Raw genomic sequence first — 19,316 nt, 5'->3', positions numbered from 1 at the left:
GCGGAGCCCGGCGATGAAGCTCGAAATCAAGAAGATCGGCAACTCCACCGGCCTGATCCTGCCGAAAGAACTCGTCGGCAAATTGAATCTCACGCAGGGCCAGTGGCTCTACGTGACGGAAGTGTCCGACGGCTCGGTGCGCCTGTCGCCCTATGACCCGGATTTCGAGAAGGGCATGAAGATCGCCGATAAGGCGATGAAGACCTATCGCAACGCCTTGTCCGAGCTTGCCAAATGAGCGGGATCGTCTGGCTGACGAGCGACCTCGTCCAGGCGATCCATGCACAGCAGATCAAGCTCTTCGGCGGCCCCTCCGGCCTGCGCGACGAGGGCGCGCTCGAATCCGCCCTGGGCCGTCCCGTGAACCGAGCGGCCTACGGGGAGCCGGACCTCGCGGAGCTTGCGGCGGCCTACGCCTTCGGCATCGCCAAGAACCACCCCTTTATCGACGGAAACAAGCGGGCCGCGCTGCTGGCGCTCGTCACGTTTCTCGGCCTGAACGACGTGGATTTCCTTGCGGACGAGGCCGAAGCCGTGGTGATGATCCGCGGCCTCGCCGCCGGCGAGATCGACGAAGCCGGCCTCACCCGCTGGGTCCGCGACAACTGGCCGGGCGCATAGCCCCCGCGGCGCAGGGACCCAGCGCCCTGGCAGCCGGAGGGCGAAGGCTTATCTCCCGTGTCCAAGCTGCGCGGGACACAAGCAAGAATGGCCGAGACCGATCGCGAAGCCAACCGCTTCTCCGCCCGCGCCAGCCGCTACGCCCGCGTCGGAGCCAATGTCGGCGGGGTCGCCGCGCGGATGGCGGGAGCCCGCCTGTTCGGCAAGGAAGGCACGACGAACGCGGCGGCCCTCGCCCAGGCCCTCGGCGGCCTGAAGGGGCCGATCATGAAGGTGGCGCAGCTGCTCGCCACCGTGCCGGACCTGCTGCCGCCCGAATACGCGGCGGAGCTGCAGAAGCTCCAGGCCGACGCTCCCCCGATGGGGGCGGCCTTCGTCAAGCGGCGGATGATGGCCGAACTCGGGAGCGATTGGCGGACGCGGTTCGCGGATTTCGACCTGAAGCCAGCCGCAGCGGCCTCCCTCGGGCAAGTGCACCGGGCGACCTCCCTGGACGGCGTGCCGCTGGCCTGCAAGCTGCAATATCCGGACATGCAATCGGCCGTGGAGGCCGACCTGAAGCAGCTGCAGGTCGCCTTCGCCCTCCACCGTCGCATGAACTCCTGGCTCGACACCCGTGAAATCGCCAAGGAAATCGGCGCGCGAGTGCGCGAGGAACTGGATTACGAGCGGGAGGCCAAGCACGCCGGCCTCTACGGCGCCGTGCTGAAGGACATCGATGCCGTGCGCGTGCCGGCGATCCATTCCGACCTCTCGACCAAGCGGCTCCTGACGCTCGGCTGGCTCGACGGGGCGCGCATCCTCAGTTTCGCCGACAGCCCCGTGGAGGTCCGCAACCGGATCGCGCAGGCGATGTTCAAGGCCTGGTGGCACCCGTTCAGCCGCGCGGCCGTGATCCACGGCGACCCGCATCTGGGCAACTACACCGTGTTCTCGGAGGGCTCCGAGCCCGGCGGCATCAACCTCCTCGATTACGGCTGCGTGCGCATCTTCCACCCGCGCTTCGTCGGCGGCGTGGTCGACCTCTACCGGGGGCTGCTCACGCAGGACGAGGCCCGGATCGTCCACGCCTACGAGGTCTGGGGCTTCAAGGACCTCGACCGGGAGAAGATCGAGATCCTCAACATCTGGGCCCGCTTCATCTACGGCCCATTGCTGGAGGACCGCACCCGCACCGTGGCGGACGGGGTCAAGCCCGGCGAGTACGGGCGGCGGCAGGCCTTCCAGGTGCATCAGGCCCTGAAGGAGCGGGGCCCCGTCACCATACCGCAGGAATTCGTCTTCATGGACCGCGCCGCGGTCGGCCTGGGGGCGGTCTTCCTGCACCTGCGCTCGGAATTGAACTACCATCGCCTGTTCGAGGCCGAGATCGAGAATTTTTCCCTCGACACCCTCGCCGCCAGGCAGGTGGAGGCGCTCGGGGCGGCCGGGCTGCCGCAGCCCCACTGAGCCGTCTGACGCCGGGGTTCGCCGCGCCGTCCACGGCGGCGGCGTCCTCGGCCGCCATGTCGATTGCCGCAGGAAAAAGCTTGCGCTACATCCGCTCGTGACAATGCAGGGTCGCGTCTAAAAGGACGAGCGCACGATGGCCGATACGAAGACCGCATCCGGAGCACCCTACAGCGCCGCGATGGATGGCAAGACGCACGAGCAGACCTATCGCGGCTTCGTCCGGTTCGTCGAGATCGCCACCGGCGTGGTGATCTGCTGGGTCCTGGCTCTGGCCGTCGGCGGCATCCGCGAGGCGTGGCTCACGGCGATCTTCGGCGTTGTGCTGTCCGGCATCGCCGGTGCGGTCGGTGCCCTGGCCCCGGCCATTGGCTGGAAGGCGCCGCTGGTCGTCGGCCTGCTTCTTGCTCTCTACCTCGCATTCGCCTGACGAGCGTGACTTTCGGCGTCGGTTACATTCGGCGCATTTCCACCCATCCATCCGGCCCAGCCGTCTCGAAAAGCCGTGTCAATTCGCGCATTCGGTGACGGTTCATCCAAGGGGAACGCCTGAATGCGCATCGCTGTGCTGTCGGAGACCGATGCCGCGGAACCGCGGGTCGCAGCGGTGCCGGAGACGGTCAAGAAGTTCATGGGTCTCGGAGCGGACGTGGTCGTGCAGTCCGGCGCCGGCCTGAAGGCGGGCGTCCCGGATTCCGATTATGAGGCCGCCGGCGCCGCGATCGCCACTTCCGCGGAAGAAGCCGCCCGCGACGCCGACCTCGTCCTGAAGGTGCGCCGCCCCGGCGCCGACGAGTTGAAGCTCCTCAAGAGCGGCGCGGCCGTCGTCGCGATCATGGACCCCTACGGCCACGACGCCGAGCTGAAGGCCATGGCGGATGCGGGCATCAGCGCCTTCGCCATGGAGCTGATGCCCCGCATCACCCGCGCGCAGGTGATGGACGTGCTCTCATCCCAGGCCAACCTCGCCGGCTACCGCGCGGTCGTCGACGGGGCTTCGGAATACGGCCGCGCCATGCCGATGATGATGACGGCCGCCGGCACCGTGCCCGCCGCCCGCGTCTTCGTGATGGGCGTGGGCGTGGCCGGCCTCCAGGCCATCGCCACCGCCCGCCGCATGGGCGCCGTGGTCACCGCTACAGACGTGCGGCCGGCCACCAAGGAGCAGGTCGAGTCGCTGGGCGCCAAGTTCGTCGCCGTCGAGGACGACGAGTTCAAGCAGGCCGAGACCAAGGGCGGCTACGCCAAGGAGATGTCGGCCGAGTACCAGAAGAAGCAGGCCGATCTGGTGGCGACCCACATCGCCAAACAGGACATCGTCATCACCACGGCGCTGATCCCCGGCCGGCCGGCGCCGAAGCTCGTCTCCGAGGAGATGGTCGCGTCGATGAAGCCCGGCTCGGTGCTGATCGACCTCGCTGTGGAGCGCGGCGGGAACGTGGCCGGCGCCAAGCCGGGCGAGGTCGTCACCACGGACCGGGGCGTGAAGATCGTCGGGCACCTCAACGTGCCGGGACGGCTCGCCGCCAGCGCCTCGGCCCTCTACGCGCGCAACCTCTACGCCTTCGTCGAGACGCTGGTCGACAAGGAGGCCAAGGCGCTCGCCGTCAAGTGGGACGACGAGCTCGTCCAGGCGACGAACCTGACCCGCGACGGACAGGTCGTCCACGCCTCCTTCCAGCCCAAAGCAGCCTGATCCAGGAGCCACAGATGGCCAACATTCCCCCCGATCAGGCGGCGGACCAGACCCGCTTCCTCGCCGAGACCGCGCGCGCCGCCGCATCCGCCGCGCGCAACGCCGCCGACCAAGCCCAGGCGATCGCCGATGGCCTCGGCCACGGCGTCGCCGCCGCCACACATGGCGCGGTCGACGCCACCGTGTTCCAGCTCGCGATCTTCGTGCTCGCGATCTTCGTCGGCTACTACGTCGTCTGGTCTGTGACTCCGGCGCTCCACACGCCGCTGATGTCCGTCACCAACGCGATCTCCTCGGTGATCATCGTCGGCGCGCTGCTGGCCGCCGGCGTTCCCCTGATCGAGAAGGGTACCGGCTGGGCCCGGTTCTTCGGCTTCATCGGCATCGTGCTCGCCAGCGTGAACATCTTCGGCGGCTTCCTCGTCACGCAGCGCATGCTCGGCATGTACAAGAAGAAGGCCTGAGACGATGTCCCAGAACGTCTCCGCCCTCCTCTACATCGTCGCCGGCGTCCTGTTCATCATGGCGCTGCGGGGGCTCTCGCACCCGACGACCTCCCGCCAGGGCAACCTCTACGGCATGATCGGCATGGCGCTCGCCGTGCTGACCACCCTCGTCGGCCATCCGCCCGCGGGCTTCGGCGCCTGGATTTTGGTGCTGCTGGGCATCGGCATCGGCGGTGGTGCAGGCGCCGTCATCGCCAAGCGCGTGCCGATGACGGCGATGCCGCAGCTGGTGGCAGCCTTCCACTCGCTGGTCGGCCTCGCCGCCGTGGCGGGTGCGGCAGCCACCCTCTACGCGCCGCAGGCCGTGGGCATCCTCGAGAACGGCCACATCCACAAGGAGTCGCTGTTCGAGATGGCGCTGGGCGCGGCCATCGGCGCGCTCACTTTCACCGGCTCGGTCATCGCCTTCGCCAAGCTCGACGGGCGCATGTCGGGCAAGCCGATCATGCTGCCGCAGCGCCACGCCATCAACATCGCGATCGCGATCGCGCTGGTCGTACTGCTGGCCGTGTTCATCGGCGGTGAGAGCAAGGTCGTCTTCTGGCTGATCGTGCTCTTGGCCTTCGCGCTCGGCGGCCTGCTCATCATCCCGATCGGCGGCGCGGACATGCCCGTCGTCGTTTCGATGCTCAACTCCTACTCGGGCTGGGCGGCCGCCGGCATCGGCTTCACCCTGGGCAACCTCGCCCTGATCATCACCGGCTCGCTGGTGGGGTCGTCGGGTGCGATCCTGTCCTACATCATGTGCCACGCGATGAACCGCTCGTTCATCTCGGTCATCCTCGGCGGCTTCGGCGGCGACAGCGCCGCGGCGGCCGGGGGCGGGCAGGTCGAGACGCGCCCCGTCAAGCAGGGCTCGGCGGACGACGCGGCCTACATCATGAAGAACGCCGAGCGCGTGATCATCGTGCCGGGCTACGGCATGGCGGTGGCGCAGGCCCAGCACTCGCTTCGCGAGATGGCAGACCTGCTCAAGAAGGAGGGCGTCGACGTGAAGTACGCCATCCACCCCGTCGCGGGCCGCATGCCGGGCCACATGAACGTGCTGCTGGCCGAGGCCAACGTTCCCTACGACGAGGTCTTCGAGCTGGAGGACATCAACGGCGAGTTCCCGCAGGCGGACGTCGCCTTCGTGATCGGCGCCAACGACGTCACCAATCCGGCCGCCAAGACCGACAAGGCCTCGCCGATCTACGGCATGCCGATCCTCGACGTGGAGCGGGCCAAGACCGTGCTGTTCATCAAGCGCGGCATGGGGTCCGGCTATGCCGGCGTCGAGAACGAGGTGTTCTTCCGCGACAACACCATGATGCTGTTCGGTGACGCCAAGAAGGTCGTGGACCAGATCCTCAAGAACCTCTGACCCGTCGCGATCCGACGAGATTGGCGGGGCGGGCAGCGATGTCCGCCCCGCTGTCGTTTGCGGGTGGCAGCGCACCGGCCCGCTTGCGGCTATGATGCCGCCCGTGTCCGCCGCATCCTCCCTCACAAGCCCCCGCGCCTTCCTGGGCGTCTCCGACTCGGTGACGGGGCGGTGCTGGCGCGAGCGCTGCGCGGATGCGCGGACGCAGGCCGAGGCCGCGGTGATGACCCAGGCCCACGGCCTGCCGGAACTGCTCGCCCGCGTGCTCGCCGGCCGCGGAATCCGTCCCGACGCGTCCGCGGCCTACCTCGCCCCCCGCCTGCGAGACCTCCTGCCAGACCCGGACAGCCTCCTCGACATGGAAGTCGCGGCCAAGCGCCTCGCGCGCGCCGTGCGCCGGGGCGAGAGCGTGGCGGTGTTCGGCGACTACGACGTGGACGGCGCCGCCAGCGCCGCGCTGCTCGCCGGATATCTGCGTAGCCTCGGCGTGCCGACCCGCATCCACATCCCCGACCGAATCACCGAAGGGTACGGCCCGAACGTGGCAGCCGTCACGGCGCTCGCGGGAGAGGGCGCGACGCTCCTGGTCTGCGTCGATTGCGGTACCGGTGGCCACGGCCCCCTGGAGGAGGCGGAGAAGATCGGTCTCGACGTGATCGTGCTCGACCACCACGCCGCCTCGGAGGTGCTGCCGCCGGTGCGCGCCCTGGTGAACCCGAACCGTCTCGACGACCTCTCCGGCCTCGGCCATCTCTGCGCCGCGGGCGTGGTCTTCCTCACCCTCGTCGCCCTCAACCGGACCCTGCGCACCGAGGGCTTCTTCGGCCCAGGCCGCCCGGAGCCGAAGCTCACCGACGACCTCGACCTCGTGGCGCTGGCCACGGTCGCCGACGTGGTGCCCCTGACCGGCCTCAACCGCGCCTTCGTGGTGCAGGGGCTGACGGTGATGCGGGCCCGCGGGCGGAAGGGCCTCGCCGCCCTGTTCGATGCGGCCGCCCTGGACGGCCCTCCGGAGGCCTGGCACCTCGGCTACGTCGTCGGCCCGCGGATCAATGCGGGCGGGCGCATCGGCGATGCGGGCCTTGGCGCGCGACTCCTGACAACGGCCGACCCCGCCGAGGCCGCCCGCATCGCCACCGAACTCGACCGGCTGAACCGGGAGCGGCAGGCGATCGAGGCGCTGGCGGTGGCCGAAGCCGAGGCCGAGACGGATCGCGCCCTCGGCCTCGACCCGGACCGCCCCGTGCTGGTGGCCGGCAGCCGCGACTGGCACCCCGGCGTCGTCGGCCTGATCGCAGCCCGGCTCAAGGAGCGCTTCGGCCGCCCCGCCTTCGCCTTCGCCCTGCGGCCGGACGGGACCGCCACGGGCTCGGGCCGCTCGATCCCCGGCGCGGATCTCGGCCACGTCGTGCGCCTCTGCGTCGAGGAAGGGCTGGCCGCCAAGGGCGGCGGCCACGCCATGGCGGCCGGCGTCACCCTCCCCGGTCACGACCTCGGCCGCTTCGCGGCGTATCTGACAGGGCATCTCGCCGCCGCGGTCGGCCAAGCCCGCTCGGCCGACGCGCTCCTGCTGGACGGCAGCGTCAGCGCGGGTGGCGTCACCGCCGAGACGGTCCGCCTGATCCGGCGGGCAGGGCCTTTCGGGCAGGGGGCCCCCGAGCCGGTCTTCGCGCTGCCCCGCCACCGCATCGTCGATGCGGGGCTCGTCGGCACCGGCCACGTCCGTGCCCGGCTGCGCAGCCGCGACGGGCACGCGGTGGGGGCGATCAGCTTCCGTGCGGCGCAAGGCCCCCTCGGGCAGGCGATCCTCAATGGCATCGGCCGGGAATTCCACGTCGCCGGCACCCTGAACTGCGACCGCTGGCGCGGCGCGGAGCGGGTGCAGGTCCGCATCTGCGACCTCGCCTCGGCCGACTGACGGCCCGGACCATCGCGCGGGCTGCGAGACTGTTGACACCCGCAGCCCCCCTCACCATAAGGGCCGCGCGGCCTTCAAGGCCTGCAGTTTGGGGGAATGTCCCGAGCGGCAAAGGGGGCGGACTGTAAATCCGCTGCGTAAGCTTCGTAGGTTCGAGTCCTACTTCCCCCACCAAGCTTTTTTCCGGGTTCCGATAGGATTGCCTTACTCCAAAAGGCGGGTAGCGCACCCGGCCTGGAGTTAAATTCAAGACGCGCGATCGCCGTGAGCACGCACACCGGCCACGATGATGCGGAGAGCGTTTCGCGGGAAGGTCTGGCCTCTCGCATCGGGCTTCGGTCAGCTGGTAGGACGCCTTCTCAATCCAACTGCACCGTGCTATCCGACCCGGCGCGCGGGTGTAGCTCAATGGTAGAGCAGCAGCCTTCCAAGCTGAATACCCGGGTTCGATTCCCGGTACCCGCTCCACTCTATCTTACTGACGGTCAAAGGCCGTTCGGTTCGGGTCGGGCGAGGGCCTGAACCCCTGCCTGTTGGCAGGAGCGCGCGCCGGGTTCGGCGGCAGGTACGTCTCGGATCCGCTTGAGGAGACAGTGGTCGCGCCGCCCCTGCTCCGTGACATCCGGATACGGGTCCGGCTGGCCTCGCACCGCGCCGACCTGTTAAGAGCCGCCCCAAGGGACGGCGCGCGAGAGGCCGGCCCGATGGAGGAACGATGCCTCGCTCACTCTTTCCCCTAGCCGGAGCCGTGCTGATCGCCATGACCGCTGCCGCCAACGCCGACTACACCACCTTGCCGTCCGGCCTGAAGTATCAGGACGAGGTCGTCGGCACCGGGCCCGAGCCCAAGACCGGGCAGAAGGTCACGGTGCAATACACCGGCTGGCTCGACGAGGGCGGCAAGAAGGGCAAGAAGTTCGACTCGTCCCGCGACCGCAACCAGCCCTTCACCTTCACCATCGGCGCGGGCCAGGTGATCCAGGGCTGGGACCTCGGCGTCGCCACCATGAAGACCGGCGGCAAGCGTACCCTGATCATCCCGGCCGAGCTCGGCTACGGCGCCCGCGGCGCCGGCGGCCTCATCCCGCCGGGCGCCACCCTGATCTTCGACGTCGAGCTCCTCGGCGCGAAGTAAGGCTCGGCTGCGCGACGGCGAAAGTCGAAAAAATGCTGTTCGCGCAGCTGCCCGACGACCTGTTCCGGCCGCTGGCCTCGCCGAGCCGGGCCTTCAACGCGGCCCTGCTCCTGCACCTGCACCGGCGCGTGATTGGCTCCGAGCCGATCCGCAAGACCGAACTGCTTGCCGAGATCGGCGACTTCTTCGCGGGTTGGCCGAACCCGGCGGGTGCGGACGGCGAGGATTGTTTCGCCGACCCGGTCGAGCGCCGGTCGGGCCTCTACCGCCGCTTCCTCGATGCGGGCTGGCTGGTGGAGCGACGCGAGCGCTACGTTCCCGTGGTCGAGTTCGACCCGGAGGCCCGGCTGCTCCTAGAGGAGCTGTCGCGGCTGGAGCGCGGCGAGACCCGCTCCTACGGCGGCGCCGTCCTCGACGTCCTCGGCAGCCTGGAAAGTGCGCTCGCCAACCCGAGCGACCGCTCCGAGGCCCTGGCCAACGCCGCGCGCGCGGCCTCGGCCTTCCTCGCCCACGTCCGGGGTCTCGCCGGCGCGATGCGCAAGGTCGAGGAGCGCATCCTTCGCGAGCCCGAGCGGAAGGCCGCCTTCCGGATGTACTTCGAGGATTTCGTCGAACGTCACCTGATCGGCGACTACCGGACGCTGCACACACGCTTCAACCCGTTCCGCTTCCGCTCGGCCATCGTGCGCGAGGCCGGGGGTGCCCTGCGCGACACCCTCCTGATCCGCGCCCTCGCGGACGGCCTCGTCCGCGAGGGCCGCGCGCCCGACATCGCCGCGGCCGAGGCCATGGTGCGGGCCGATCTCGCGCAGATCCTGGCGGTGTTCGACGGCCTCGACCGGCACCTCGACGCGGTCGACGCGGTGGTGGCCCGGCTGGAGCGCCGCATCGCGGCCTCGCTGCGCTACATGGACCGGCCGGATTCGCTCGGCATCGAGCGCACCGCCGCGGCCCTGCGCGCGGTCGGCGCAGCCGACGATGCGCCGGACATACGGCCGGCCGTCTCCCTGCTGCGGCCCCCGATCGGCGAGGCGCACCTCTACGCACCCCGCAGCCGCCGGGCACCCATCCTCGTGGAGGTCCTGCCGGAGGCAGCCCTCGACCCGCGGATCGAGGCCTTCGCGAGCGCCAAGGCCGAGTTCCGCCGCCGCACCACCGTGACTCCTGAGGCGATGGCCGCCTTCGTCGAGGCGCGGCTGCCGGGACGCGGCCCCTTGCAGGGCTCGGCGATCGCGATCGCGGGCATCGACGACTTCGTGGTGTTCCAGCGCCTGCGCGAGATCGACGTGCTGTTCGAGGGCGAACTCGGGCGCCGCTACGCCGTCACGCATCTGGCCGGCCGCCTCTCCAACGGCTGGCTCGACTGTCCCGACTTCGTCCTGGCGCGGCGCGGCGATGCTTGAGGCCTTCCGCGCCATCGTCGACGGCGACGAGCCGCCGCCGCCCGGCGCCCGCGAGCCCGATGCGGAGGAACTGGCCCGCGCCCTCCAGGTGCTGCTGAAGGCGCAGGTGATCTATTCGAACACCCCCGGCATCGGCCGCTCCTACGAGCTGGCGCGCCACTACGCCCCTTTCTTCACCGACTACTTCGCCTGCCTCGGCTACGCCTACGCCATCTCCCACCGCGACCAGATGGTCTCCCTCACCCTGCCCGCGCAGGCCCCGCGCTACGATGTCGGCGCCGAGCGCCTGCGCAAGGACGAGACCCTGGTGCTGTTGGCCCTGCGGCTCGCCTATGAGGAGGGCCTGCGCGACCACCGCGTCACCACCGACGGCGTGGTGGAGTGCACCACCGACGACGTGATCGAGAAGATCCGCACCGCCGCCCGCAGCGATCCGCCCGAGGAGGGGCGCCTGATCGAGATCCTGCGCCTGTTCTCCCGCCGCGGCGGGCTGCGCCTGGGCGAGCGCGACGGCCGCGAGCGGATCACCCCGGTGCTGGTGCTGCCGGGCATCCTGGTCCTGGCCTCGGACGCGTGGCTCGACCGTCTCAAGGCCTGGTCGGAGGCCGGGGGCGGGGAAGGCTGAGGGGCCGCCCGCCCTTGCATCGATCCCGGAGTCCGGCCAACTGGACCGGCGTCGGATGACGGCGCGGCCGGACCTCACGGGTGTACCTCCTCACCGACATAGCGCTGTCCAACTGGTACCTGATCCGGCGCGAGCAGATCCGTATCCGGGGTGCGGCGGCCTTGGTCGGGCCGACGGGGGCGGGCAAATCCACGATCTTCGACGCGGTCGGCACGGTGCTGGCCGGCAACAACGCCAGCCGTCTGGCGCTGAACGCCTCCGCCTCGGGCCGCAGCGCCCGCACGGTGCGCGACTACTGCCTCGGCTGGATCAGCGACCCGGCCGAGGGCGGGCGCCCGACGCGGGAATCCTGCGAGACGGTGCTGGCCCTGGTCTTCGAGAACGAGACCACCGGCCGCGTCGTCTCCTTCGGCCTGGCTCTCGCCGCTCGCGCCGGGGATTCGAAGGAGGAGGTGCTCTCGCGCTTCATTGCGCCGGGCCACCGCTTCGAGATCGCGGACTACGCCCGCACCACGCCGGAGGGCAGCTTCACAGCGCCCTGGTCCGAGATCGCCGCCGATCTGCGGGTGCGGGCGGAGGGGTTCACGGAGTTCCGCACTTCGGGGGAGCGCTTCACCGCCGAGGTGCTGGCGATCCTGCGCGAGGGGGCGCCCCCGCCTGAGCCGCGCCACTTCCTACGCACCTTCTCGAACGCGGTGGCCTTCAAGCCGATCTTCGACACCAGCGCCTTCGTGCGCGCCTTCGTCCTCGATCCCGAGCCCCTGGATGTCGGCCGCATACGCCAGTCGGTGGAGAACTGGCGCCGGCTGCTCGAGACGATCGGCGAACTGGAAGCGAAGCTCGCCCGGCTCAGGCGGCTGGTCTCCCGCTACGAATCCTGGGGCGATGCCGTGCTGGCTGCCGTTCTGCACGAGGTCCGGGCTGCGAGCGCCGAGCTGCGGCGGCGCAGCGTCGACCTCGTGGCCGTCCGCACCCGCCTGCGCCAGGGCACCGAGGCCCTGCGCATCGCCCGCGAGAGCGTGGCCGGCAGCCGGGGCTTCGTGCGCGACATCGACGGCGAGATCGCGGAGAAGAAGGCGCTGATGGCCGGCCATGCCGCCGGCGGGCGGCTCGCGGCCTCCACCCTCGGCCTGTCGATGCTGGAGCGCGACCGCCGGGAACTGGCCGCCCGCGTCTCCGACCTCGTCGGCCTGATCGGGCAGGTGGCCAAGGTCCAGGCGGTGGCGCCCGTGCTCCGGCAGGCCGCGCCCCAGGCCGTGCGGCTGGCCGAGGCCTGCGCCCGCTCGGGGCTGCGCCGTGAGGCGCCCCCGGAGGAGACCCTGCGCGCGGACGGTCCGCTCGCCGGCCTGATCGAGGGATTGCTGCGCCTGCCCGCGTTCGATGACGCCCTCGACCGGGCCGCCGAGGACACGGCCGTGCAGGCGCGGGCACAGGAGATCGCGGCCGAGCGGAGCGCGCCGGGCCCGGCCGCGGGACAGGCCGCCCGCCTGTCGTCCGACACACTGGCCTTCCGGGCCGAACTCGCGCGCCGGGGCATCGACGCCGTGCCGGTCTGCGAACGGGCCGAGATCGTGGACCCGGCCTGGGGGCCGGCCCTGGAGGGCCTGCTCGGGCGCGCCCGCGAGGCGCTGATCGTGGACCCCGACCGCCTGGAGGAGGCGTTGGGCGTGCTCCAGGGCAACCGCGACCGCTTCCACCGCTGCATCCTGGTCAAGACCACCGACACCGCCCGGCAGCGGGCGCGCCGCTACGACGACGGCCCGCTCTCGGTGATCGAGACCGCGGACCCGCATGCGGAGGCCTTCCTCGGCGTGCGGCTCGGTGGCTACGACCTCGCCCGCGACGACGCGGAGCTGCGGCAGATGACCCGCGCCGTCGCCCCGAGCGGGCGCACCACCGCCGGCATGGCCTATTCCGTGACGCGCTCGGTCGACCTGCTGATGACCCGCGGGCAGCGCGGCCCCACCGCCGAGAGCCGGCGCGTCCACGAGGTCGCAATCGCGGAGGCCCGGCGCCTGCGCGGCGAGGCCGTGGTCCTGCGCGAGGCGGCCCGGACGGCGGCCGCGATCCGGGCTCGCATCGACCGGGGCCTCGACGACGTGGATACCCTGCGCGACGAACTCGACGGCCTGGAGGGGCGCCGCCGGACGCTGGCGACCGAACGCGAGGCGATCGAGAAGCAGGACACGAACGGACTGGCCGCCGAGATCAAGGCGCTCACCGCCGAGCGCATCGCCTACCTGCGCGAACTCGCCGAGGAGCTGGAGCCGAAGCTCGACCGGCTGCTCGCCGACGACGCCGCCCTGAAGGCGCGCCTCGCCACGATGAAGGAGGCGGCCCGCGCCGCCCTCGTCGCCCGCCGGGGGGCCCTGCACCGCCTCGCGAGCGGCGATGCCATGCGCGTGCGCCTCGCCCGAGGCCAGGTCTTCGATCCCGCCTCGGTATCCGGGATTCGGACGGACCTCTCCGGTCTGGAGGCCAAGGAGATCGTTGCGCTGGCAGCCGCCGAGCGCGGGCTGGCGCGGGAGGCAACGGACGCGGCCCGCTCTCACGGGCGCGCAGCCGAACGGGATCTGGCCGAGTACTGCGCCGAATGGCGCATCGAGAACCCGCTGGGGCAGGGCGACCGGCCCGCCACCTTCGGATACGCCTGGGCCAGGCGCGAGCACGACGAGGTCGCGGGCCACGAACTGCGCCGCTACCGCGCCCAGGCCGAGCGGGCGGAGGGTGAGATGCGTCGCCTGATGACGGAGGACCTGCTGACGCGGCTGGCCGACAAGTTCGAGCGGGTCCGCGCCCGCCTCGACGCCCTGAACGAGCGCCTGTCCTCGCGCAGCTTCACCGGGCAGACCTATGCCTTCGAGGCGGTGGTCGACCGGCGCTACGCAGCGGTGCACGCGCTGGCCACCGAAGTCGCCCGCTCGCCCGACGCCGCGCAGGCCCTGCTGCCTTCGGGAGCCGGGGGGCCGATGGCGGCGGCCCTGGAGGAGATCTCGGCGCTGATCGCGGGATCGGAGGATGCGGCGCGGCTGGCCGACTACCGCAACTACTTCGTCTACGAGATCGGCATGCGGGACGGCGTCGGCAACCGCACCACCATGTCGAGCCGGGCGCTGCGCGGTTCTGGCGGCGAGGCGCAGGCCCCGTTCTACGTTGCGATCGCGGCCTCGCTGGCCAGCGTCTACTATCCCGGCGACCGGCCGGGCGACGAGAATCCGGGCCTGGGATTATGCCTTCTGGACGAAGCGTTCTCGAAGCTCGACGTGCGCAACAGCCAGGCTCTGGTCGACCTCTACCGGGCCTGGGGCCTGCAACTGCTGATCGCCGCCCCGGAAGACAAGCGCACCACGCTGACCGAGGTGATGGACACCATCGTCACCGTCTACAAGAGTCCGGACCTGTCTTCGGTCCGGATCGAGTCGGAGCATCCCCTCGAGGCGGCCAAGCGCGCGCTCGGCGCGTTGAACCCCGAGCGCCGCGGCATCGAAGGTTTTCACGAACGCGATGCGGCGGAATGAGACGAACGCACCGCCGGCACGACGCCGATCGGGGGGATGGCGCAGCCGACGGTGCCGGCCGAACGATGAAGGGGGGTTCGCTCGTCCGGCCAGGATGAAAGCGTAGCTTTTGTCGGAGCCGGCGCATTCACATAGATCAAGCCGGCGGCGGCCGGCATTCTGGTTTCCCCAGGCGCAGGACCTGCGGGGGAGCGATCGGCCTGTCCCCGCAATCCTCAGGGGGTCTCAGTTGAGGTAGGTGCGAATCCAGTTCGGCGACAGGATCTCGCCTTCCTCGGTGATGATCCAGGGCTGCTTGGCCGGGTCCCTCAGGGCGCCGGCCGCGGCGGCGATGGCTTCGCGCAAGGTGCCGTAACGCTCGGGCTGCGCAAGCGGGGAGCTTGCCGGGGCCGTGCGCCAGATCGTGAGATCGGCGGGCCGTTCGAGGGCTTCGGTTTCCATCTCAAATGTTCCTTCCGAACCGTGTTCGTCCGTTCAGGGGCTTGCCAAGTCCGTTCCTGCGGTCCCAGGCAAGCCCAATCGATCTAGCTGTCAATGCAAGCATCTCTGCGGCAGCTTTGCGATCATTTCGCATCCAAGCCCAAGGCTCGGGTCACGATGTGGACGCAAGACCGTCGCCGCCTGGATACGATGCTGGGCATCGAACCCTTGCGGAATATCCGGGATGCTCACCCTTCACTTGCGAAGATTGTCACCCGCAATCATGACCATTCTGTTAGTCCGATGGAGGAAGCGTCACCGTGCGCTGCCGCACCGTGACGATGTCCTCCTTCTCCTGTTGAACGGCTCAGCCTGAACGCACAGTTAAGGCGTGGCGGTGGGCCTTGACGGGCGGGCGGGCCCGTCCGATCCCTCCCGGCCTGGTCGATGGGGGTATGGTCTGGTGCCGGATCGCTTCGTGCGTGTCGCGCTGACAGGGGTGCTGGTGCTGCTCGCGCTGTTCGTCGCCCAGCCCTACGTCACAGCGTTCCTGTTCTCGGCCGAGACCCCGCGTGCGGTGACGGCCCGCGGCGACCTGGCGCCGGCGGAGACCACCACCGTCACCCTGTTCGAGCGCGCGAGCCCATCCGTCGTGCACGTCTTCGCCCAGTCCGCGGCACAGGGCCGCGCCCTGATGAGCCTGGACGATACGGACGAGCAGAGCGAGGGGGGCGGCACGCAGACCGGCACCGGCTTCGTCTGGGACGCGGCCGGCCATGTCGTCACCAACAACCACGTGGTGCAGGGCGCGACGCAGTCGGGCGGCTCGATCTCGGTCCGGCTCTCCTCCGGGGAGGTCGTCGCCGCGCGGGTCGTCGGCAATGCGTCCTCCTACGATCTGGCGGTGCTGCAATTGGGCCGCGTCACGACGATGCCGCCGCCGCTTGCCATCGGCACATCGGCGGACCTCAAGGTCGGGCAATCGACCTACGCCATCGGCAACCCGTTCGGCCTCGACCACACCCTGACCACGGGCGTGATCAGCGCCCTCCAGCGCCGCCTGCCCACGGGGGAGGGGCGGGAACTGTCCGGCGTGATCCAGACCGACGCGGCGATCAATCCCGGCAATTCCGGCGGCCCCCTGCTCGATTCCGCGGGCCGGCTCATCGGCGTCAACACCGCGATCTACTCTCCTTCCGGTGCGAGCGCCGGCATCGGCTTCGCCGTCCCGGTCGACGTGGTGAACCGGGTCGTGCCGGACCTAATCCGGAACGGGCGCGTGCGCAATCCCGGCATCGGCATCATCGCCGGCCAGGAGGCGACCGCCGCGCGCCTGGGCATCGACGGCGTCGTGATCGTACGGGTGCTGCGCGGCTCGCCAGCGGCCAATGCCGGCCTGCGCGGGGTCGATCCGCAGACGGGGACCATCGGCGACGTGATCGTCGGTGTCGGCAACCGCCCGATCCATCGCCTCGCCGACCTCACCGCGGCGATCGAGGCGGCCGGTCTCGCCAAGACGGTGGACCTCGCGGTCGAGCGCGACGGGCGCGTCCGCACCGTGCGGGTCACGATCGCCGACGTGGCGGAGACACGCCTGTGAAACGCTGGCTCCTGGTCCTGCTGCTGGTCGGCGTCGCCCCGGCCGTCTCCGGCGAGCGGCCCGCCCGCCCGCACCTCTGCCCGGAGGACGCGCCCGACGGCGTGCGGCTCCCGCCGCAGCCCGGCTGTGGCGGGCGCGTCGACCGGGCGGACGAGGCCCGCCGCGGCTTTCACGACCTCGGCGACGCCGTGAAAGTGAAGATCGGCGGCCGGGTCGGCGCCGGCTACGACGTGCGGCGCTGACACCGATGGCCCTGGCACTCGGAATCCTCGCCTGCTTCGGTATCTGGTGGTGGTGGAAGCGCCAGCCGCAGCTCGGCACCGCCGCGACAGCGCTCCTTGTCCGCAAAGCGGGCGCCTGGGCCTTGCTCGGGCTCGCCGCCCTGTTCCTGCTGCGCGGCCGCCTGGACCTCGCGCTGCTGTTCGGCCTCGGTGGCGTCTGGCTGCTCGAAGGCCCCGAGCGCCTGGCCCGACGCGTCCGGACGCTTTTCGGCCGCGCCGAGGAGCCGCCACGCCGTTTCCGTTCCCGTTTGATCGAACTGGCGATGGCTCCGGACGGCAGCGTCCGCGACGGCACGGTGATCGCCGGCCCATGGGCGGGCCGGCGGCTCGACGCCTTGGCGGCCGCCGAGGTCGGCGACCTTCTGAAGCGGTGCCGATCCGAGGACCCGGACGGGGCGCGCCTGCTAGAGGCGTATCTCGACGGCCGGAATCCCGGCTGGCGTGTAGACGCTGAGCGCGATCGTAACGCGGGGCCGGGCCGCACGCCGCACCCAGGGACGATGACGCAGGAGGAGGCGTACCAGATCCTGGGGCTTCAGCGCGGGGCGACCGAGGAGGAGGTCCGCGCGGCTCACCGGACGCTGATGAAGCGCATCCACCCCGACCAGGGGGGAAGCGCCGAGCAGGCGGCCCGCGTCAACGCGGCCCGCGACAGGCTGACGAACCGACATCGCTGATACTCCACGCGCGTTGCCAGATTTTTCGGAGAGTCGCAGCCGGCCTGGATGGCCGGGAGATGTGCCGGGGTGGCGATACGCACCGCCCTCGGCTGTCGCGCCGCAGTCGATGCGGCGAAAAGCGATCCGGATGCGCGTCAGCTTCGGGTGGCGAAGCAGTTGAAGCCGTTGCGCTTGAGCGCCGAGCAGGCGTCCTGCGCCGCATCCTGCTCCGAGAAGCCGGAGAAGCGGGCGCGGTAGAGGGTCGCGCCGCCGTGCTCGACCTTGACCGTGTAGGGGGCCGCCTTCGAGAGGCTACCGCCGACCCGGCTGCGGGCGTCGGCCAGCACGGACTTGGCCTTGCCTTCGTCGTCCATGGCGCCGAGCTGGATCACCCAGGCGGTCGGTACGACGCGGGCACCGGCCAAGGGCTTGGGCGCCTCTGCACGAGCGGCGGGCCCCTCGACGGAGGCGAGGCGGGCATCGGATTTCGAGCCGCTGGCGCCGGGGAAGGGGGCTTGGCCGCCATTGGCGCCGGCATAGGCTTGGGCTGCCTTCGGCAGGCCCTGCGCGCCGGCCTTCCAGGTCCCGGCGCTGCCCGGCGTGAGGGTCGAGCGGTTGGGCACGATGTCGAGGGGCTGGGCGCGGTCCGTCGAACTCGTGGTCTCGACCTCGTCGTCGGCCGAGGCCATCTGCGTGCGGGTGCGCGAGACGGCGTCGGCGACGACGGCGGGGCGGGCGCGCTCGGCGACCTCGACGGCCGCGGGCGCCTGGCGGGCGCCGGCATAGGCGCGGGGCAGGCTCGCCCGGACGAGGTCGGCCATGATCCGGTCGCGGCTCGCACCCGACTTGCCGCCCAGTACGATCGCCACGATCTGGCGGTCGTCGGACTTGGCCGCCGTCATCAGGTTGAAGCCGGAATCGCGGGTGTAGCCGGTCTTGATGCCGTCGACGCCCTCGACGCGGCCGAGCAGGTGGTTGTGGTTGCCGATGGTACGGCCGCGAAAGGCGAAGGCCCGCGTCTGGAAATAGCGGTAGTAGCGCGGGAAGCGGTCCTGGATCGCGCGGGCGAGGATCGTCAGGTCGCGCGCCGTCGTGACCTGGTCGGCGTCAGGCAGGCCGGAGGCGTTGGCGTAGTTCGTGCGGCTCATGCCGAGCGCGTGGGCCTTGGCCGTCATCGCCTGGGCGAACCGCTCCTCGGAACCGGAGATGTTCTCGCCGATGGCGCAGGCCACGTCGTTGGCCGACTTCGTCACGATCGCCTTGATCGCGTCCTCGACCTCGATGGTCGAGCCGGGGCGCAAGCCGAGCTTCGACGGGGCCTGGGCGGCCGCGCGGGCGGAGATGGTCAGCTCTGAATCGAGGGCGAAGCGGCCCTTCTCCATCTGCTCGAACAGCATGTAGAGGGTCATCACCTTGGTGATGGAGGCCGGATGGCGCAGGGCGTCCTCGTTGACGGCGTGCAGCGTCTTGCCGCTCTTCACGTCCACGACCATCGCGGCGTAAGGCGGGTTGTATCCGCCGCCGGTACGGGCATGATGGCCCCGGCGACGGGCCTCTGCCGGGGAGGCCAGGGCGGTGAGCACGGCGGCTGCCAGCAGCGCGGCCGGAATCGCGGGTGCCGTCCGGGAGCGGCTGGGAACGCTACGCATCACGACTGATCGCCCTCGACGAACCGGGAGGCCGGTTTGCACCGCATCATCCTGAGAGGGGGCTACGCTTCCGCGTGGCCCCGCTGCATCTGTCCAAGATTAGGCAGGCTCAGTTACGCGCCGGTTAATGCAACGGGCCGCTTTCGACTCGATCTCTCGGCCCGCGTCGTGCCATGGCCCTGGGATGGTGCACCGCACACAACACGGCCGGCGGGCCGAAGGCCGGCGGCCGATCCCCGTGGTGCGGGCAGCCTGCGGCATCGACAAGTGCGTGGGGACGACTGGCGAAGTCGGCCCCCGCCCTATAGATTGGCTGGGACGCGGACACGCCCTGGCGGCGCGCGCCGTCAACCCGCCAAGCAGCCCTCAGTGCGATTAGGGGTCGGTTCGATACAGATGATTCAGGTCCCGATGCGGGGCACCGCATGCGAGCCGGCTGCGTCTGCCGCCGCCGCGACAGGTCAGGCCGGGGC

General features: G+C 70.8%; 17 protein-coding genes and 2 tRNA genes. 17 read left to right on the top strand and 2 right to left on the bottom strand.

The features are described 5' to 3' along the window. Positions 1-13 precede the first annotated feature (13 nt). From COGEMETH_RS07175 to COGEMETH_RS07110, 14 genes are all read left to right on the top strand, one after another. On the top strand, positions 14-238 hold the full coding sequence (locus COGEMETH_RS07175; protein ID WP_238181918.1) for an AbrB/MazE/SpoVT family DNA-binding domain-containing protein: 225 nt from the start codon (positions 14-16) through the stop codon (positions 236-238). Beyond that, the gene (locus COGEMETH_RS07170; protein WP_238181917.1) at positions 235-621 is read left to right on the top strand and encodes a type II toxin-antitoxin system death-on-curing family toxin; all 387 of its coding nucleotides are present in this window, start codon (positions 235-237) and stop codon (positions 619-621) included. Before COGEMETH_RS07175 ends, COGEMETH_RS07170 begins: the two co-directional genes overlap by 4 nt. A gap of 87 nt (positions 622-708) precedes the next feature. Then, complete coding sequence (locus tag COGEMETH_RS07165) at positions 709-2,070, top strand: ABC1 kinase family protein (RefSeq protein WP_238181916.1); 1,362 nt, start codon at positions 709-711, stop codon at positions 2,068-2,070. Between the two features lie 136 nt (positions 2,071-2,206). Beyond that, a complete protein-coding gene (locus tag COGEMETH_RS07160) occupies positions 2,207-2,500 on the top strand; it encodes an aa3-type cytochrome c oxidase subunit IV (protein WP_238181915.1) in 294 nt (97 codons plus the stop codon). A gap of 123 nt (positions 2,501-2,623) precedes the next feature. Then, complete coding sequence (locus tag COGEMETH_RS07155) at positions 2,624-3,766, top strand: Re/Si-specific NAD(P)(+) transhydrogenase subunit alpha (protein WP_238181914.1); 1,143 nt, start codon at positions 2,624-2,626, stop codon at positions 3,764-3,766. Positions 3,767-3,780: 14 nt separating this feature from the next. Beyond that, positions 3,781-4,230 carry a proton-translocating transhydrogenase family protein gene (locus tag COGEMETH_RS07150; RefSeq protein ID WP_238181913.1) on the top strand — a complete coding sequence of 150 codons (450 nt, stop codon included), beginning with the start codon at positions 3,781-3,783 and terminating at the stop codon, positions 4,228-4,230. Positions 4,231-4,234: 4 nt separating this feature from the next. Beyond that, complete coding sequence (locus tag COGEMETH_RS07145) at positions 4,235-5,635, top strand: NAD(P)(+) transhydrogenase (Re/Si-specific) subunit beta (protein WP_238181912.1); 1,401 nt, start codon at positions 4,235-4,237, stop codon at positions 5,633-5,635. Between the two features lie 94 nt (positions 5,636-5,729). Then, positions 5,730-7,553, top strand: coding sequence for a single-stranded-DNA-specific exonuclease RecJ (gene recJ, locus COGEMETH_RS07140; RefSeq protein ID WP_373875324.1), 1,824 nt, complete (start codon positions 5,730-5,732; stop codon positions 7,551-7,553). A 90-nt stretch (positions 7,554-7,643) separates the two neighbouring features. Then, positions 7,644-7,727 (top strand) — tRNA-Tyr (locus COGEMETH_RS07135). A 220-nt stretch (positions 7,728-7,947) separates the two neighbouring features. Next, positions 7,948-8,021: transfer RNA gene (locus tag COGEMETH_RS07130), tRNA-Gly, on the top strand. A 247-nt stretch (positions 8,022-8,268) separates the two neighbouring features. Beyond that, positions 8,269-8,688, top strand: coding sequence for an FKBP-type peptidyl-prolyl cis-trans isomerase (locus tag COGEMETH_RS07125; protein ID WP_283214968.1), 420 nt, complete (start codon positions 8,269-8,271; stop codon positions 8,686-8,688). 32 nt (positions 8,689-8,720) lie between these two features. Continuing rightward, positions 8,721-10,091 (top strand): Wadjet anti-phage system protein JetA family protein, encoded by a 1,371-nt coding sequence (locus COGEMETH_RS07120; protein WP_238181910.1) that lies wholly within the window; start codon positions 8,721-8,723, stop codon positions 10,089-10,091. Continuing rightward, positions 10,084-10,716, top strand: a complete 633-nt coding sequence (locus tag COGEMETH_RS07115) for a DUF4194 domain-containing protein (protein WP_238181909.1) — start codon at positions 10,084-10,086, stop codon at positions 10,714-10,716. Before COGEMETH_RS07120 ends, COGEMETH_RS07115 begins: the two co-directional genes overlap by 8 nt. A gap of 80 nt (positions 10,717-10,796) precedes the next feature. Continuing rightward, positions 10,797-14,234, top strand: a complete 3,438-nt coding sequence (locus COGEMETH_RS07110) for an SbcC/MukB-like Walker B domain-containing protein (protein ID WP_238181908.1) — start codon at positions 10,797-10,799, stop codon at positions 14,232-14,234. Between the two features lie 225 nt (positions 14,235-14,459). Here the strand turns inward: COGEMETH_RS07110 and COGEMETH_RS07105 are convergent, their stop codons facing one another. After that, entirely contained in the window at positions 14,460-14,675 is a 216-nt protein-coding gene (locus COGEMETH_RS07105) for a hypothetical protein (RefSeq protein WP_238181907.1), read from the bottom strand. A gap of 442 nt (positions 14,676-15,117) precedes the next feature. Here COGEMETH_RS07105 and COGEMETH_RS07100 point away from each other — a divergent pair, with 442 nt between their 5' ends. From COGEMETH_RS07100 to COGEMETH_RS07090, 3 genes are read left to right on the top strand one after another with little or no spacing between them, the layout of a single operon-like run. Further along, on the top strand, positions 15,118-16,254 hold the full coding sequence (locus COGEMETH_RS07100; RefSeq protein WP_238181906.1) for a S1C family serine protease: 1,137 nt from the start codon (positions 15,118-15,120) through the stop codon (positions 16,252-16,254). After that, the gene (locus tag COGEMETH_RS07095; RefSeq protein ID WP_238181905.1) at positions 16,251-16,496 is read left to right on the top strand and encodes a hypothetical protein; all 246 of its coding nucleotides are present in this window, start codon (positions 16,251-16,253) and stop codon (positions 16,494-16,496) included. Before COGEMETH_RS07100 ends, COGEMETH_RS07095 begins: the two co-directional genes overlap by 4 nt. A gap of 5 nt (positions 16,497-16,501) precedes the next feature. Further along, on the top strand, positions 16,502-17,212 hold the full coding sequence (locus COGEMETH_RS07090; protein ID WP_238181904.1) for a J domain-containing protein: 711 nt from the start codon (positions 16,502-16,504) through the stop codon (positions 17,210-17,212). A gap of 137 nt (positions 17,213-17,349) precedes the next feature. Here the strand turns inward: COGEMETH_RS07090 and COGEMETH_RS07085 are convergent, their stop codons facing one another. Beyond that, positions 17,350-18,843 carry a D-alanyl-D-alanine carboxypeptidase gene (locus COGEMETH_RS07085; protein WP_238181903.1) on the bottom strand — a complete coding sequence of 498 codons (1,494 nt, stop codon included), beginning with the start codon at positions 18,841-18,843 and terminating at the stop codon, positions 17,350-17,352. Positions 18,844-19,316 lie beyond the last annotated feature (473 nt).

Source organism: Methylobacterium trifolii, from assembly GCF_022179685.1.
GTDB lineage: Bacteria > Pseudomonadota > Alphaproteobacteria > Rhizobiales > Beijerinckiaceae > Methylobacterium > Methylobacterium trifolii.
Note: the sequence above shows the minus strand (reverse complement) of the source record. Positions and strands in the feature narration are given on the sequence as shown.